The sequence below is a fragment of the Paenibacillus arenilitoris genome (assembly GCF_014705655.1).
GTDB classification, from domain to species: Bacteria; Bacillota; Bacilli; order Paenibacillales; family Paenibacillaceae; genus Pristimantibacillus; species Pristimantibacillus arenilitoris.
Window position 1 is genome coordinate 65,750 of the sequence record NZ_JACXIY010000022.1, and the last position, 16,398, is coordinate 82,147.

Below are 16,398 nucleotides of genomic sequence, written 5' to 3' on the forward strand. Positions count from 1 at the left end.
GCATGACTTGCCGCGATTCTTTCAAAAGCCGCCGTCAAGCTGGCAGGATCGCACAAGGGATGCTATGATGACAGAGATGTACATGTACTTTACTGTTAAAGTTGACGCGAAAGGAGCAGCAAGCATGAATAGCGAGAACAGCGCGGCCGACGCGCTGCACGACTTGGTCCGCTCGTCCAGGACGGTCGACCTGTCGGTTCTTCTTGAAACGGGCATCCCGCGGTGGCCGTCCCATCCGCCGCTAATGATCGGCCCGGCGGCCACGCACGAGCATGACGGCTACGCCAATCAGCTGCTCGGCATCAGCGAGCATACCGGCACGCATATGGACGCCCCGTACCACATTCACGGGGATATGCCCGGGCGGACGATCGAGCATGTGGCGCCGGACGCCGTAATCGGCAGATGCGTCGTGATCGATCTGACCTTCAGGGAATGGCAGCCCGGCGAGCGAGCGACGCTCGAGCAGATCGAAGCCGTGCTGGCGCGGACGAATACGGCCATCCGGGAAGGCGATATCGTCCTTATCCATTTCGGATGGATGCGTTACTGGACAACCTCCAGGGAGTGGAGCCGTTACGCCGACAACCAGCCAGGGATGACGGAGGACGCGGCGGATTTCTTCATCTCGCGCAAGGTCAGGGCGGTCGGAACGGATACCGCGGCCGTCGGGACGCCGGTGAAGGACGGGATGTCGGAAGTGTGCTATTTCCACAAAAAGGTGTTAAGAAACGAAATTTACTTAATCGAATGCCTGCGCCAGCTCGATCAGCTGCCGCCCGTCTGCTTCTTCATCGCGCTGCCGCTCAAGATCGCCGGCGGAAGCGGCTCGCCGATCCGCGCGATCGCGCTTGTCCCGTAAAGGCGGTCCGCAGGAACCAAAGGGAGAGGATGGTTCGATTGGCCAAAAACGTTTATACGCAAGAGGAGCTCTACTCCATGCAGCCCCAGAAGCGGTACCCCGGGGAGGCGAAGGAAGCGGGCTTCCTGCTCGGCGGCATCGGCACGGGGAATATTACGTTAAGCTCCCGCGGCGAGCTGAAGGACTGGGAAATTTTCAATCGGCCCGGCAAGGGGGATTTCGTTCATTACAGCTTCTTCTCCGTATGGGCGCGGGAGGAGGGCGGCGAGCCTGTGGCCAAGGTGCTGGAATCCCGGTTCGTTCCGCCCTATACGCAGGCTCGCGGCTACCATTCGGGAGCCGTCGCCGGACTGCCGCGCATGGAGAAGTCCCGGCTGAAGGGCGAGTATCCGTTCGCCCTCCTCGCGTTCGAGGATTCGCAGCTACCCGTAACGGTCGAATTGGAAGCGGTTACGCCGTTCATCCCGCTGAATGAGGACGACTCGGGCATCCCGGCCGTCTTGTTCCGTTACAAAGCGGCGAACCGGGGCGTCAAGCCGGTCCGGGTGACAATCGCGGGATCGTTCGCGAACCTTGCCGGCTTCGAAGGATACGACGTGTTCGAGAACATGAAGTATGCGGAAGCGGGCGTCAATGAATATCGGCAGGGAAGCGGGCTGCAAGGGATTTATTATTCCGCTCCCCATCTTCCGGCCGACCATCTGCGCAGCGGCAGCATGGCGCTTATAACGGGCGCTGCACCGGAGCTCGTTACCCACAAGGCGACCTGGCTGACCGGAGGCTGGTGGGACGGCATTCAGGATTTCTGGGACGATTTCTCGGAAGACGGGCTGCTGGAGCCGGAATCGGCAACCGACGCGACGGAGAGCGCCTTCGGCCCCCAAGGCAAGCTGCGGGTCGGATCGTTAGGCATTCGCCGCATGCTGCAGCCCGGCGAAGAGGCGGACTTCGAATTTACGCTCGCCTGGCATTTTCCGAATCGGGTGCGCAGCTGGGACGAAGACGCGCCGGTCCGGGAAGGGGACGCGCTCGAGCGCAACTACTACGCCAATCTATTCCGCGACGCCTGGGAGGCGGGCGCGTATTTGCTTGAGCATAAAGAAAGGCTGTTGAAGGGAAGCCGCGACTTCCATCGCGCGCTCTTCACGAGCACGCTGCCCGATTACGTGCTGGACGCGATCGCGAGCAATATTACGGTGCTGCGCAGCCCGACCTGCTTCCGAATCCGGGACGGCACCTTCCTCGGCTTCGAAGGCTCGCACGACAAGAAGGGCAGCTGCGAAGGGACCTGCACGCATGTATGGAATTACGCCCAGACGCTCGCCTATTTGTTCCCGAAGCTGGAGCGGAGCGCAAGGATCGTGGAGTTCGAGCTGGAGACCGACGAGCACGGGGAGATGGCTTTCCGGTCGTGGCAAGTGTTCGGCAAGCCGAAATTCAAGATGCTGCCCGCGACGGACGGCCAGCTGGGCGCGATTATCCGGCTGTACCGCGAGTGGAAGATCAGCGGCGATCACGCGTTTCTGAGACGGCTGTGGGACAAGGCGAGCAGAGCGCTCGATTTCGCGTTCGGCCATTGGGATTCCGACGGCGATTTCGTGCTCGACAGCAGGCAGCACAATACGTACGATATCGAGTTCTACGGCCCGAGCTCGCTGACGAATTCGATGTTCTACGCCGCGCTGAAGGCGGGGGCGGAGATGGCCGAGTTCATGGGCGACGAAGCGCATGCGGCCAAATACCGGAACGCATTCGAGCTCGGAAGCAAGAAGATGGACGCGATGCTGTGGGGCGGGGAATATTACGTCCAATCGCTCGATGACGTCGATAAGCATCGCTACCAATACGGCAAGGGCTGCCTGTCCGACCAGCTGTTCGGTCAGATGCTGGCGCATGTCGCCGGACTCGGGTACATTTTGCCCGAAGCGCATGTGAAGCAGGCGGTCGCTTCCATCTATAAATACAATTTCAGAACCAATTTCTATGAGGATCAAAATACGCAGCGGACGTATGCCCTGAACGACGAAAAAGGGCTCGTGCTGTGCTCCTGGCCGGAGGGCGGACGTCCCAAGCTTCCGTTCGTCTACGCGCAGGAAGTATGGTCCGGCATCGAATACCAGGTCGCGGCCCATCTCATCTACGAAGGCTTCGTGGAGGAAGGGCTGACGATTGCGCGAGCGGTTCGAGAGCGCTACGACGGCTACCGCAGAAATCCATGGGACGAGGTCGAATGCGGCCATCATTACGCCCGTTCCATGGCCAGCTGGGCGCTGCTGCTCGCGCTGTCCGGGTTCAAGCTCGACATGGGCGAGGGGACGATGAGCTTCCGGCCGGCGATCAGCGAAGACCGTTTCTCCGCTTTCTGGAGCAACGGGAAGGCATGGGGAATTTACAAGCAGCAAAGGGATCCGGTAACGGGACAGCTTGAGCGGGAAGTCGAAGTGCTCTACGGCAGCCTGGACGGCGTCCGGGTGAACGGGTAGAACCCGTTGCCGCTGCCCTTCTCCAAATATCGCTTCAGTACGAGGGCATGGTTGCAATGTCCGTCCTTCGCCCCGTACAGCAAGGTGACGACCTGCTCCTCGGCCCAAGCGCGCAGCCGGTCCAGAAACGGCTCTACGGCGGCATCCGCCAGCTCGGCCTCATAGCGCCGGGCGAATTCCTCCAGCCTTGCGGGCTCGTGTCCGAACCAGGTTCTTAGCTCCGGGCTGGGCGTGACCTCTTTCATCCAGACCGTCAGCCGCGCCCTTTCTTTCGTCATGCCGCGCGGCCACAGCCGGTCAACGAGTACGCGCAGGCCGTCTTCGGGCTCGGCGGGCTCATAAATGCGTTTGATTTGAATGCCGTTTCGGATCTTATCCATGGCGCAGTCTTCTTTCTCGTTTGTTTGCGGTTCACCCACATTATACAGGAAATAAGCGTATTGACCGCAATGAAAAGGTATAGTAAGATTTGTCACATATTCGAAACAACGCGGAAGAAGGGTAAGTAGGCATGCGAGGGTGGACCTGCAGAGAGCCGGTGGTAGCTGCGAACCGGCGTCCGGCGCATGACCGAATGGACTTCGGAGTTGCTTGGCCGAACCGCCGATCCGGCGCAGTAGGCGAATGCCGGGTATCCCGCCGTTATCAAGGGAGCGGTATCGAGATCGGGACGGCTTGCCGGATCTCCGCACCGTTTGGAGACAATCGGATTGCCCAAGCTTCATGCCCCGGCGGAACGGTTATTTAAGGTGGTACCACGACAACTTCGTCCTTATTGGACGGAGTTTTTTTATTTTTTAAGGGGGTGATGGCCATGGATGACGGCTGGTGGCGATGGCGGCGACGGCCCAATGTTCAACCAAATCTGAGGAGGATGTTCCATGTTGCAAGAACGGGTTCTGACGGGAGACCGGGTTACCGGAAAGCTGCACCTCGGCCATTACGCCGGCAGCTTGAAAAACCGGGTGGCGCTGCAGGAGCAATACGATACGTTCATTTTGCTCGCGGACGTGCAGGCGCTTACCACGCATTTTGACAGACCGGATGTCATCCCGCGCCATTTGCGCGAAATTACGCTTGATTATTTGTCCGCGGGGATCGACCCGGAGCGGGCGACGATTTTCGTACAGTCCATGGTGCCCGAAATCGCGGAGTTGACGGTGTTTTTCTCGATGTTCGTCACGGTGAACGCGCTGCGGCACAACCCGACGGTCAAGGCGGAATCGAAATCAGCGGGCCTCGGCGATATGTATTACGGTTTTCTGGGCTATCCGGTCAGCCAGGCGGCCGATATTGCGTTTTGCAAGGCGACGATCGTTCCGGTCGGCGACGACCAGCTGCCGCACTTAGAACTGGCCCGCAAAATCGTGCGCCGCTTCAACGAGCTGTATAAGCCCGTGCTCGTGGAGCCGCGGCCGCTCGTCGGCGATATGCCGAGGCTGGTCGGAACGGACGGCAGCGCGAAGATGAGCAAAAGCCTCGGCAACGCGATCGAGCTGGATTCGACGGCCGAGGAGATCGCCTACAAAATAAGACGGGCGAAGACCGACCCCGCGCGCGTGCATAAAAATGATCCGGGGCATCCGGATATTTGCCCGATCTACGCGTACCACCAGGCGTTTCGTCCCGGGGAATCCGCCGAGATCCGCGAAGGCTGCGAGAAGGGGACGCTGGGCTGCTCGGCGTGCAAGCAGCTGATCGCGGGGGCCCTGGAGCGGCTGCTCGAGCCGATGCGGGAACGGCGCGCTACCTATGCGGCGAGGCCGAAGGACGTCGATGACCTTTTAATGGCCGGGACTCTGCGCGCCCGCGCCGTCGCCGGGGAGACGATGAAGGAAGTCCGCGAGGCGATGTGCCTGGACTATTTTGGGTGAAAAAGGAGGGTTGCCCGAGAGGCAGCCCCAGCCCCTGCTGCCGACGATGATCGCGCCAACTGGCCGTCTGCGGACGAGTTTAAGAAATCAGATCTAAAAATTAGATGTCGGTGATGAAGGAGCTTATCGCGATAGGGGAGCCGGTCCGACTGGTCAGGCCGTTTCAGACGCCGGATGAAGGAAGGCAGGGGGAGACTCTCGGGAGGTTAGGGAGTCTCCTTCATTTTGTTCAGCAACCGCTCCACCTCTTGCTTCATGGCATCGGGCTCCAGCCGAACCCGGTCTCCATGTCGAGGGAGCACCCATTCGAAAGGCTCCCGCGCAAGCCGCTCCATCGATTTCACCAGCTCGGACCAGGAATAAAAACAGTATTCGCGATTGACGCCGAGTCTTTGCTGGCTTCGGTCCCAAAACAGGTGGTCCCCCGAGAACAAATATTTCCCTTTATAAAGAAGCACCGCGTGTCCCTTGGAGTGTCCCGGCACAACAATGATCTTGAGGTCGGGGGCAATATCTACCGGACCCGCGCCTTCGATCGCATGCTCGGCGGCCAGCGTTTGCCCATCGCCCGTTCGCTCGTCGATATGAACGACGCGCTTCGCTCCGAAATGCTTCGCGTACAGCTCGGCGTCGGCGTATTCGTCATCGTCGTTGTGTGTGAGAAATAATGAGTCTACCCCGCCAAGCGCGGCGAGCTTCTTGGCAAGCGCCGGAACGAACCGCGGGGAATCGATGAGCCAGTTGCCCTCGGGACGCTCGATGAAATAGCTGCTGCCTCCGTACGATTTAGCCGAAGTAAACCCGCAATAGTAAACATTGTCCGCGATCGCTAGCGGAAAGTCCGCCATCGCTTGGCCGATCCCGCTCTTCTCGCTGCAGCCGATGGCCGCGGTCGGGCACGCGAGCAAGGCTTGGTAGGACCGGTGCGAGTCCTCCTGCAGGACAGGCTGGCTGGTCACAGCCGAATAACCGTCTATGGCCGAGAACACGTTCGGCGCGATTTGCCGGCAGCTGTCGCAATCGATACACGCGGATGTAACAAAAAAATTACCCTCGACATTTGCGTTTAATCGAATCCTTTCACTCAATCGATTCGCCTCCCGTCAGTATTGGTTCATCTAAAAAAAGAATAACGGAGAATTACTGACAGCAGTATGGCAGTTATATAGATTGAATTCGTACAACTTGGGTCGCTGGAAAATCTGCAGGCGTGTTCGAGGGCGAAGGCCATGTGTCGGTCATTCCGCCGCTGATCAGCGGCATGCTGCGGTTCATGGCGGAGGGGGAGGAGGAGCGGCCGAAATAGCGTCGAATAGGAGATTGAGCAGCGCGAATGGTACCGTTTAAACTCAATATTGAAACGAAATAGGGCGTGAGCGAGATATAGAGCGATTTAGTTTCATTTTTCAAAATGAGAATCGCCATCTCGCAGCTAAGCGTCGTTGAAGCCAAACAGAGCTGCCTCTTCGGTCGTTTCACGACCAGCTGAGACAGCCCATTATGATATTACTCTTGAAGCGCTTCCGCGACGAACCGGACGTCCTCCGCGCTTAGCGGACGTCCCGCGCCCGAAGCGTTCGACTCGACCTGTCTGGCGTTCTTGAAACCCGGAATGACGCAGGCGTTCGCCGACTTCGCGAGCGGGTATTGGATCGCCACGCGAACGAGGTCCTGTACGTCCGCGCCGAAGCGCTCCTTGACCGGCTGAAGCTTGCGGCGGATGTCCAGCAGACGCTCCCTCGTGTAGGCCTGGTTGCTCGCCCTTACGTCCCCTTCGCCGAACCGCGGCGGGTTCTCGGGGTCGAACTTGTCGAGCAGCAGCCCTTGCGCGAGCGGCCCGAACAGCACCAAGCCGAGGTTCTGCTCGCCGGCCCAGCGGAACAGATCCGTCTCCGGCCGGTCGAATAAATTGCCGAACGCGTTGTAATGGAACTGCAGCACGTCCGGGCGCGTAACGGGGCATACCCGCATGAAATCGGCGTAGCTGTATGCGGATTGGCCGATCACGCGCACCTTGCCTTCCTTCTGCAGCTGTCGCACCGTGTCCGCCGCTTCTTCGAGATACCGGTCGTCCGGACCGAAGTTCGCGTTGTGGAAATAATAGAGGTCGACGTAGTCCGTGCCCAGATTCATGAGCGACTGTTCCAGCTGGTGCCGGATATGGATCGGCTGCATGGCGTTAGGCGCCGTGCCCCGGAACCAGCCGACCTTGGTGGCGATGATCATCTTGTCGCGCGGAACTTCCCGCAGAAATTCGCCGATGACCCGCTCGGAGTGGCCGTCGCCGTATACGTCGGCCGTGTCCAAATGATTGATGCCGAGCTCGTAAGCCCGGCGAAGGCCCTCAAGAGAAGCGCCGTCATCGTTGCCCGACCAGCCGACGGCTTCCCCGTCTCTCCAGGAAGGGCCGCCGATGGCCCAGCACCCCAAGCTAACTTCGCTGACCTTTAAGCCGGATCGTCCCAATACGCGGTATTCCATTGTTATCATCCTTCCGCATTTCGTCTTTAAAAAAAGCTAAGCAGGAGCATGTACAAGACGAATTATACGGCAAATTCGGCATGCGCAGTAGGCCGAAATTTTCCCGGCCCGATTGTGAGCATATCGAACCAGGTCGGGATAAGGACAGCCGGTGAAAAATACAAGGAGCACTGGATTTAATGGGAAAATCTATCGCATTTTTGATTGTCGATCCTAGCGCTTTCGGCTTCCTGCATGCAGCTTGAGATCTATTTTTTGTCGTGCAAAAGGATGATTTTCGTGTAGAAAAAGCTCGAATTAACAAGAAAACCACTATATTTGTTAATACTTGACAGTATATTAATCTAGTATTAAGATATGGCATAAGTTAAATCGAACCGTAAAGGCCGTTTCCAGCCGGAAATGAAGGCTTCGTTCCATTAATAGTTTTCAGAATTTTTGGATAATTAAACCTATTACTCTCTAATGGTTAGGAGGATTCAATTGAATGAGGAGCTGCTGCGAATCGATAGACTGACGACCTCCTTCCGCATAGCCGACGATTATTACGCGGCCGTGGACGAGGTGACGCTGAGCGTGGGAACGAACGAAATCGTGGCGATCGTAGGAGAGTCGGGCTCGGGCAAGAGCGCGCTGGCGTATTCGATCATGGGTCTGCATACGAGGGCGAGAATCGAAGGGAGCATCTACTATAAAGGACAAGATATCGCCAGCCTTCCCTTATCCAAGCTGAACAAGCTGAGGGGCAAGGAAATCGGCATGATCTTTCAGGATCCGCAATCGGCGTTGAATCCGCTAATGACGGTCGGGGATCAGATCGAGGAAGTGCTTCTCCTTCACCGGCCGGAGCTCGCGAGGAAGGAGAGACGCCGGCGGGTGATCGAGCTGCTCACGAAGGTCGGCATCCCGCGGCCGGAGCATGCGACCGGGCTGTTCCCCCATGAATTGTCCGGCGGGATGAGGCAGCGGGTCGTCATCGCGATCGCGGTCGCGAACGAGCCGAAGCTGCTCATTGCCGACGAGCCGACCACGGCGCTGGACGTTACGATTCAGCTGCAAATTCTGGACTTGATCCGGAAGCTGAAGAACGAATCGGGCGCCGGCATCATCCTCATTACGCACGATCTAGGCGTCGTTGCCGAAATGGCGGACCGCGTGGCGGTTATGTATGCCGGGCAGATCGTGGAGATCGCCGATATTTACACGCTGCTGGCCGGTGCCCGTCATCCGTACACGCGGTCGCTGCTGCAGTCCATACCGGCAGCCGGCGAAGCGCAGTCGAGGCTGCACGTCATTCAAGGGATCGTGCCCTCCCTGCAGCACCTTCCGCGCGAGGGCTGCCGCTTCCGCTCCAGAATTCCGTGGATCGACGAGTCCGCGCACGAGGCGGAGCCCAAGCTGCACGAGGTCGCGCCGGGGCATTTCGTGAGATGCACGTGCCACAGCGATTTTCACTTCCCCGTTCACAAGGAGGACGATCGCCATCATGCCATTTCTTGAAGTGAACGATTTGTTGGTGCACTATCCGGTCCGCGGCGGGATATTCAACCGGAAGCAACGGGTAGTCAAAGCGGTAGATGGCGTCCATCTGGCGATCGAGCAGGGGCAGACCTACGGCCTCGTAGGCGAATCCGGCTCGGGCAAAACGACGACCGGACGGGCGATTATCGGGCTAAGTCCGATAACGTCGGGCAGCGTCCTCTTCCAGGGGCGGGACATCGCCCGGAGCGGAACCCGCATGCCGCCGGCTGTCCGCCGCGACATTCAAATGATTTTCCAGGACCCCTACTCCTCCTTGAATCCGAAAAAACGCGTGCTCGATATCGTCGCCGAGCCGCTGCGCAATTTCGAGAAGCTGTCCGCGCAGGAGGAGAAGCGCCGGGTCCGGCAGCTGCTGGAGCAGGTCGGCCTCAGCGCGGAGTCGATCTACAAATACCCGCACGAATTCTCGGGCGGCCAGCGCCAGCGGATCGGCATCGCCAGAGCCATCGCGCTGAAGCCGAAGCTGATCATCGCCGACGAGCCGGTCTCGGCGCTGGACGTATCGGTACAAGCCCAGGTGCTGAACTTCATGAAGGACATTCAGAAGGAGCTGCAGCTTACGTATTTGCTGATCAGCCACGACCTTGGAATTATTAAGCATATGTGTAATTTTATTGGAATAATGTACAAGGGACGTTACGTCGAACAAGGCACGACCGCGGACATTTTTGAAAACCCGCAGCACATCTATACGAAGCGGCTCCTGTCGGCGATTCCGGATTTGGATCCTTCGAAGCGGGAGAAGCTGGCGAAGCTCCGGGGCGCCGTAAACGCGGAATACGAACAATTCCACGGAAGCTATTTCGACGACGAGGGCCTCGCACACCCCTTAAAAGCGATTACGAAGACCCATTCGGCGGCTTTGCCTTAAGAGAGGTTGAGGACGATGTGGAAGACGGTTGCGCGAAGAACGGTCATAATGATTCCTCAAATCTTTTTGCTTAGCATTCTCGTTTTTTTATTGGCCAAGGCGATGCCGGGAGACGCGCTCACCGGGCTGCTCGATCCGAGCATCGATCCGGCGGCGATCGAGGCGCAGCGGGAGAGGCTCGGTCTCAATAATCCTTGGTACGTGCAGTACTGGGATTGGATTACGAAGGCGGTGCAGGGCGATTTCGGACAGTCCTTCCGCTTTAAGCTGCCGGTCGCCGAATTGATCGGCCAGCGGATGATGAATACGATCTGGCTTTCCTTGGCCACGCTCGTGCTGACGTATCTGATCGCGATCCCGCTCGGCATTATTAGCGGACGCTACCATGACACGTGGGCCGACCGGTTTATTACGGGCTATACGTACCTCGGCTTCGCGGCCCCGCTGTTTATTTTCGCCCTGTTGATGCTGTGGGTGTTCGGCTTTCACTTTGGGTGGTTCCCGACCGAAGGGAGCGTCACGCCGGGCACGAAGCCAGGGACTTGGGCATACGCCGCCAGCAAAATCTATCATATCCTGCTGCCGGCTCTGTCGATGGCGCTCATTACGACGGTCACGACCGTGCAGCTGCTGCGGAGCGAGATCATCGACACGAAGCAGAAGGATTTCATTACGACCGCGAGAGCGAAGGGCGCATCCGAGTCCCGCGTGTACAACCGGCATATTTTGCGGAATTCCATGCTGCCGATCGCCGCTTTCTTCGGCTATGAAATTACGGGGCTGATCGGGGGCACGGTGTTCATCGAGAGCATCTTCAGCTACCCGGGAATGGGCGAGCTGTTTCTGAGCTCGATCTCCCTGCGCGATTTCAGCGTGGTGACGGCGCTCGTGCTGCTGTACGGCGCGGCCTCCATTCTCGGCGCGTTAATCTCGGACCTTATTCTTGGCATCGTCGATCCCCGTATTCGGATCAAATAAACACTCGGGACGTTGAGGTGAACGGTATGGGAAACACGTACGGCAAGCGGCCGGAGGCGGACCGGAGCCCGTCCGGCTGGCGCATATTGTGGCGCGAGATCGTCCGGGACAAGGTAGCGCTCGCCTCCTTCATTTTTTTGGGCCTCGTCTTCTTGGCCGTATACGGCGTCTCGCTCGTGCTGGATCAGAAGCAGATCGTCACCGTCGACCTGTTCGCGCTGAATCAGCCGCCGTCCGCGGACTTCTGGCTGGGCACCGACTACGGCGGCCGCGACGTGTTCGGCCAATTGATCATCGGAACGCGCAACTCGCTCTCCATCGGCATTATCGTCACGCTGCTTACCGGACTGATCGGCGTCCTGGTCGGACTCGTGTCGGGCTACTTCGGGGGGACGGTCGACAACGTCTTTATGCGGTTCGTCGATTTCTTCATGATCCTGCCTACGCTAATGGTCGTCATCGCGTTCGTGACGGCCGTGCCGAAGTACGGCGTCGTGTCGTTCTCGCTAATTATGACCGCTTTTCTGTGGATGGGCATCGCCCGCTTAATCCGTTCCAAGGCGCTGCAGGAGAGGGAGCTGGATTACGTGCAGGCGTCGAGGACGGTCGGCTCCTCCCATTTCAAAATCATGTTCGCGCAGGTGCTGCCGAATTTAAGCTCCATTATTATCGTGACGATGACGCTCAACTTGGCGGCGAACATCGGCCTCGAATCCGGCCTCTCCTTCCTCGGGTTCGGCTTTCCCGAGAGCACGCCGAGCCTCGGCACGCTCGTCAGCTATGCCCGGAACCCGCAGACGCTGGAGTTCAGATGGTGGATCTGGTTGCCCGCATCGGTACTGATTCTGGTATTGATGCTTTGCATAAACAACGTCGGCCAGGCGCTGAAGCGCGCGGCCGACGCAAGGCAAAGAAGAGGATAAAAGAGGAGGATGCGTATGAAGAGAAAAAGGTTGTTCCTGCCGCTCATTCTAGCTTTGATGGTCATGCTCGCGGCATGCACGTCCGGGGGAGGCAACGGCAACGGGGGGAACGATCCGGCGCCGTCGGAAGGAGAGAATAGTCCGGCGCCGACCGAAAGCGCCAAGCCGCCCGAAGACGACGGCCTGTATTCCATCGAAGATTTCAGCAACGTGAAGAAAAACGAGGGAGAGCCGATCGAGGGCGGATCGCTCACGTTCGGTCTTGTCTCGGACACTCCGTTCGAAGGGACGCTGAACTTCAACTTCTATTCCGGCGATCCCGATTCCCAGGTGCTCGGCTGGTTCGACGAAGGGCTGCTGACCTGGGACAAAAACTACGTGTACACGAACGACGGAGCGGCGACGTACGAAGTGTCCGAGGACGGACGCACGTTCACGTTCACGATCAGGGACAACGTCAACTGGCACGACGGCAAGCCGGTCACCGCCGAGGATTGGCTGTTCGCCCACGAGGTGATCGGCGATCCGAAATACGACGGCCCGCGGTACGACTCGAACTTCACCAACATCGTAGGGATGACGGAATACCACGAGGGCAAGGCGGATACGATATCCGGCATCGAGGTGCTGAACGAGAAGCAGTTGAAAATCACGTATGTTCAATCGACGCCGTCCCTGCTGACGGGTGGCGTGTGGAGCTATCCGCTCGCCAAGCATATTTTCGGCAATATGCCCGTCGATAAAATTTCCTCGTCGCCGGAGGTGCGCGAGAAGCCGATCGGCTTCGGGCCGTTCAAAGTGGAGAGCATCGTGCCGGGCGAGTCGGTCGTCTACTCCAAAAATACGGATTACTGGCGCGGGGAGCCCGCGCTCGACGAGGTCGTACTGAAGGTCATCAATCCGACGACCGTCATCCAGCAGCTCGAGAGCGGCAGCGTCGATCTGGTCGATTCCTTCCCGGTCGATCAGTATCCGGACAACGCGGACATGTCGAACGTCGAGTTTCTGGGCAATATCGACAGGGCGTACACGTATATCGGCTTTAAGCTCGGCAAATGGGATGCGGAGGCCGGTAAGGTCGCTCCCGATCCGAACGCGAAGATGGGCGACGTCAACCTTCGGAAGGCGATGTGGCACGCGGTCGACAACGATCAGGTCGGCAAGCGGTTCTACCACGGCCTGCGCTGGAACGCGACAACGCTCATCCCGCCGTCCCATCCGGAGTACCACGACGCTTCGAATCCGGGCCTCGCGTACGATCCGGAACTCGCGAAGAAAATTTTGGACGAAGCCGGGTATAAGTTGAACGGCGACTACCGGACCAAGCCGGACGGCAGCGAGCTCGTCATTCATTTTATCTCGATGACCGGCGGCGACATCGCCGAGCCGCTGGCGCGTTACTACGTGCAGTCGTGGCAGGCGATCGGCTTGAACGTTCAGCTGGAGATGGTCGAATTCAACACATTCTACGACCGGGTCGGCGCGAACGGCGAAGACGATCCGAAGGTGGACGTGTATCAGGGCGCATGGGGCGTCGGGATCGACGTCGATCCGGCCGGCCTGTACGGGCGCGACGCCATCTACAACTTCCCGCGGTACGCGAGCGAGGAGCAGGACAAATTGCTGGCGGCGGGGATATCGGCGGAGGCGTTCGACGTGAAGAAGCGCCAGGACATTTACAAACAGTGGCAGCAGCTGATGGTAGAGGAAATTCCGGTCTTCCCGACGCTGTACCGGGCCGTTCTCGCTCCGGTCAACAAGCGGGTGCTCAATTACGCGATCGGCGACGGAACGGGCATCTATCTGCACCAGCTGGCCGTCTCGCAGGATAAACCGTTCGTGGCGGAAAAATAAATGGCGACGGGCGAAGAGCCTCTCACTTAGGTGGGAGGCTTTATTTCTATCTTTTTGAAACGATATCCACATTTGCCCAGTATTTGATAGAATGAGAGAAGGAGGTGGGAATGTCTGCCATCACTATCAAGGGAAGGGAAAACAAACGAAGAAATGGAGTGAGCGTTATTTTGAACCGATTAACGCAATTAACGAAGCCGTCTTTATGGACAAAAGCTTTCGCTGCCGGCATTTTGGCCTTGTCTATGTTTGCTTCCACGATTCATGCCGCCGATTCGGATAACGGCAGCGCCGGGCAGGCGCTTCCGCTTAACGGAGAGAACGCGACGGCATTTTTGGATGAGTTTTTTGCTTCGGAGCCTGCCAAGGCGCAGTACGTCGGCGCTTCCGTCGTGATCGTCAAGGACGGTCAGGTCGTCGCCCAGAAAGGGTACGGCTATGCCGATCGAGAGAAGGAAGCGGTCGTAGACCCTGCATCCACCGTGTTCCGCGTCGCCTCCGTATCGAAGACCTTTACGGCGGTGGCGGCCATGCAGCTGGTCGAGCAAGGCAAGATCAACCTGCAGGACGACTTCCGCAAGTACGTGCCCGATCTCAGCTTCGACAACCCGTTCGGCAAGCCGGTCACGATTGAGCATCTGCTGACGCATACGACGGGCTTCGAAATTCGCGACCCGCAGCCGGAGGACATCCACTACGATCTGGACAAGATCGTCGAGATCGAAGATTACGTCCGGGCGCACATGCCTCCGGTCGTCCGGGAGCCGGGCAGCTCGTACATGTACGATAACTTCGGATCCTTGCTGCTTGGCTTGATCGTGGAGAAGGCGAGCGGCGAGCCGTTTGCTTCGTACATGGACAGCAACGTATTCCAGCCGCTCGGCATGGCGAGCAGCGGATACAAGCCGGAGGGCGGGCTGAAGGAGAAGCTGGCCGTCGGCTACGATCCGACGGGCAAGCCGCTGGACGTGTACGCCGTCACGCCTACCGTTATGCCGCATGGCGGCATGCTGACCACGGCGGAGGATATCGGCAAGTTCATGATCGCGTTCCTGAATGGCGGGGCCGCCGGCTCCGGCCGCATCCTGTCGGACAACTCCGTCAGCCAGATGGAGCAGTACCGCTCGTCGATCCATCCGCTGCTGCCGGATACGACCTACGGCTTCGAAGCGCCCTTCCAGCTTCAGGGCGCGGGGGCAAGCGACAAGATCATTACGAAAGCCGGCGACCTGAACGGCTTCAGCTCTTATTTATTCCTGATCCCGGAGCAGAACACGGGCGTTTTCCTTACTTACAATAAGCTAGGCGCGCTGCGCAACTTGTTCTATCCGCAATTCATCGCGAAGTTTTTCCCGCAGTACGCGGCGCCGGCCAAGCTCGATCCCTTCGTGCCGCAATCGGCCGAAGAGCTGGCGAAGTTCGACGGCTACTACGCCGATCTGCGGATCAGCAGCCTCGTTCACTCGCTGAATGCCGAGGCGGAGAGCGGGCTGGTCGTCTCCGACGCCTTCCTTGGGCCTCGCGTGCTCAAGCAGGTGGACGACAACCTGTTCGTCGACGAGTTGGCGGGACAGTTCACGGCGTTCAAGCTGGACGCGAGCGGCAACGTCGCTTATTTGAAGGAGCCTTACATCAATCCGCTCGGATACGCGGCCAAAGGCGCGGAGCCTGCCGGCTTCGCGGACGTGAGCGAGGACGACGCGTACGCCCGGTATATTCTGGCGCTTCAATCGCTCGGCCATTACCCGAACGACGCGGACGAAGCGTTCGTGCCTGAGCGGGAAGTGACGAGAGGGGAGTTCGTTCGGAACGTCCTCGAAGCAAGCGGCATCAAAGGCAGCAAAACGACGGAGCCGGCCTTCTCCGACATTGCCGGGCATCCGGACGCCGCTTACGTGCAGATGGCGTACGAGCTCGGCATGGTGAACGGCGACGGAGCCGGCAAGTTCGAGCCGGACCGCGGCATTGCGCGCCAGGAAGTCGCCGTTATGCTGTGGCGTTTATACAGCAAGACTTACCCGGCGGAGCTCTTCAGCGGCGTTAAGCTTGCCGGGGAGACGAGCCCTTGGGCGGTTCCGGCCGTTCAAATGCTCGCCGCGCTCGGCATTCACGGACCGGAGGTTCAGGCCGCGGAAGACGGAGCGGTCGATTACTTGTCCAAGAAGACGCTGAACCGGCAAGAGGAAGCGGCGATTTTGTACGCGCTGCTCACCAAGCCGACGGATAAGATCGTCGCCGAGCTTTCGCAGAAGCAGGCGGCAGACGCCGCCGCAGACGGCGCCGAAGAGGCGCCGGCAGATGCGGACGACGCGGGTACGGAGGCCGATGCGGATGCAGATGCAGATGCAGATGCAGATGCAGATGCAGATGCAGATGCGGCTTAACGAGTAACGCAATCGACACAATGGCGGTGCCAGGGACGATCCCTGCGCCGCCATTGTTTGCGTTCGGACGATGGCCGATCGCCGGTCTAATTTCTAGATCGAATTCGCCTAAAGTCGACTCAAATTTGCGCATCAGCTCTCATTTT

At 58.9% G+C, this 16,398-nt stretch carries 13 protein-coding genes; 9 read left to right on the forward strand and 4 right to left on the reverse strand.

Going from position 1 to position 16,398, the window contains the following annotated elements:
• Positions 1-124 precede the first annotated feature (124 nt).
• Both IDH41_RS18655 and IDH41_RS18660 read left to right on the forward strand, forming a co-directional pair.
• On the forward strand, positions 125-862 hold the full coding sequence (locus IDH41_RS18655; RefSeq protein ID WP_190863676.1) for a cyclase family protein: 738 nt from the start codon (positions 125-127) through the stop codon (positions 860-862).
• A gap of 38 nt (positions 863-900) precedes the next feature.
• On the forward strand, positions 901-3,345 hold the full coding sequence (locus tag IDH41_RS18660; RefSeq protein ID WP_223829852.1) for a GH116 family glycosyl-hydrolase: 2,445 nt from the start codon (positions 901-903) through the stop codon (positions 3,343-3,345).
• On the opposite strand, the gene IDH41_RS18665 is transcribed toward IDH41_RS18660, so the two are convergent.
• Positions 3,309-3,725, reverse strand: a complete 417-nt coding sequence (locus tag IDH41_RS18665; RefSeq protein WP_190863677.1) for a DUF488 domain-containing protein — start codon at positions 3,723-3,725, stop codon at positions 3,309-3,311. The genes IDH41_RS18660 and IDH41_RS18665 overlap by 37 nt on opposite strands.
• A 501-nt stretch (positions 3,726-4,226) precedes the next feature.
• Here IDH41_RS18665 and trpS point away from each other — a divergent pair.
• Positions 4,227-5,219 (forward strand): tryptophan--tRNA ligase, encoded by a 993-nt coding sequence (gene trpS / locus IDH41_RS18670; protein WP_190863679.1) that lies wholly within the window; start codon positions 4,227-4,229, stop codon positions 5,217-5,219.
• A 206-nt stretch (positions 5,220-5,425) separates the two neighbouring features.
• Here trpS and IDH41_RS18675 read toward each other — a convergent pair whose 3' ends face one another.
• The 3 genes from IDH41_RS18675 to IDH41_RS18685 form a co-directional block, all read right to left on the reverse strand.
• A complete protein-coding gene (locus tag IDH41_RS18675; RefSeq protein ID WP_190863681.1) occupies positions 5,426-6,307 on the reverse strand; it encodes an MBL fold metallo-hydrolase in 882 nt (293 codons plus the stop codon).
• A 73-nt stretch (positions 6,308-6,380) separates the two neighbouring features.
• Positions 6,381-6,671, reverse strand: coding sequence for a hypothetical protein (locus IDH41_RS18680; RefSeq protein ID WP_190863684.1), 291 nt, complete (start codon positions 6,669-6,671; stop codon positions 6,381-6,383).
• A gap of 54 nt (positions 6,672-6,725) precedes the next feature.
• Positions 6,726-7,700: an aldo/keto reductase gene (locus tag IDH41_RS18685; protein WP_190863686.1), complete on the reverse strand. Its 975-nt coding sequence runs from the start codon at positions 7,698-7,700 to the stop codon at positions 6,726-6,728.
• Between the two features lie 483 nt (positions 7,701-8,183).
• Here IDH41_RS18685 and IDH41_RS18690 point away from each other — a divergent pair, with 483 nt between their 5' ends.
• The 6 genes from IDH41_RS18690 (at position 8,184) to IDH41_RS18715 (ending at position 16,252) form a co-directional block, all read left to right on the forward strand.
• Entirely contained in the window at positions 8,184-9,200 is a 1,017-nt protein-coding gene (locus IDH41_RS18690; RefSeq protein ID WP_317890778.1) for an ABC transporter ATP-binding protein, read from the forward strand.
• Complete coding sequence (locus IDH41_RS18695) at positions 9,187-10,113, forward strand: ABC transporter ATP-binding protein (RefSeq protein ID WP_223829853.1); 927 nt, start codon at positions 9,187-9,189, stop codon at positions 10,111-10,113. Before IDH41_RS18690 ends, IDH41_RS18695 begins: the two co-directional genes overlap by 14 nt.
• A gap of 15 nt (positions 10,114-10,128) precedes the next feature.
• A complete protein-coding gene (opp4B, locus tag IDH41_RS18700; RefSeq protein WP_190863689.1) occupies positions 10,129-11,091 on the forward strand; it encodes an oligopeptide ABC transporter permease in 963 nt (320 codons plus the stop codon).
• A 26-nt stretch (positions 11,092-11,117) separates the two neighbouring features.
• On the forward strand, positions 11,118-12,014 hold the full coding sequence (locus tag IDH41_RS18705; RefSeq protein ID WP_190863690.1) for an ABC transporter permease: 897 nt from the start codon (positions 11,118-11,120) through the stop codon (positions 12,012-12,014).
• A gap of 9 nt (positions 12,015-12,023) precedes the next feature.
• Positions 12,024-13,868, forward strand: a complete 1,845-nt coding sequence (locus tag IDH41_RS18710) for an oligopeptide ABC transporter substrate-binding protein (protein WP_397328198.1) — start codon at positions 12,024-12,026, stop codon at positions 13,866-13,868.
• 170 nt (positions 13,869-14,038) lie between these two features.
• The gene (locus IDH41_RS18715) at positions 14,039-16,252 is read left to right on the forward strand and encodes a serine hydrolase (protein WP_223829854.1); all 2,214 of its coding nucleotides are present in this window, start codon (positions 14,039-14,041) and stop codon (positions 16,250-16,252) included.
• Positions 16,253-16,398: the final 146 nt, after the last annotated feature.

Excerpts from the sequence above, each read along its gene's own strand:
- IDH41_RS18655 (WP_190863676.1), top strand. The coding sequence starts at position 125 with ATGAATAGCGAGAACAGCGCGGCCGACGCGCTGCACGACTTGGTCCGC.
- IDH41_RS18665 (WP_190863677.1), bottom strand. The coding sequence starts at position 3,725 with ATGGATAAGATCCGAAACGGCATTCAAATCAAACGCATTTATGAGCCC.
- trpS (WP_190863679.1), top strand. The coding sequence starts at position 4,227 with ATGTTGCAAGAACGGGTTCTGACGGGAGACCGGGTTACCGGAAAGCTG.
- IDH41_RS18685 (WP_190863686.1), bottom strand. The coding sequence starts at position 7,700 with ATGGAATACCGCGTATTGGGACGATCCGGCTTAAAGGTCAGCGAAGTT.
- IDH41_RS18695 (WP_223829853.1), top strand. The coding sequence starts at position 9,187 with ATGCCATTTCTTGAAGTGAACGATTTGTTGGTGCACTATCCGGTCCGC.
- opp4B (WP_190863689.1), top strand. The coding sequence starts at position 10,129 with ATGTGGAAGACGGTTGCGCGAAGAACGGTCATAATGATTCCTCAAATC.
- IDH41_RS18705 (WP_190863690.1), top strand. The coding sequence starts at position 11,118 with ATGGGAAACACGTACGGCAAGCGGCCGGAGGCGGACCGGAGCCCGTCC.
- IDH41_RS18710 (WP_397328198.1), top strand. The coding sequence starts at position 12,024 with ATGCGTATGAAGAGAAAAAGGTTGTTCCTGCCGCTCATTCTAGCTTTG.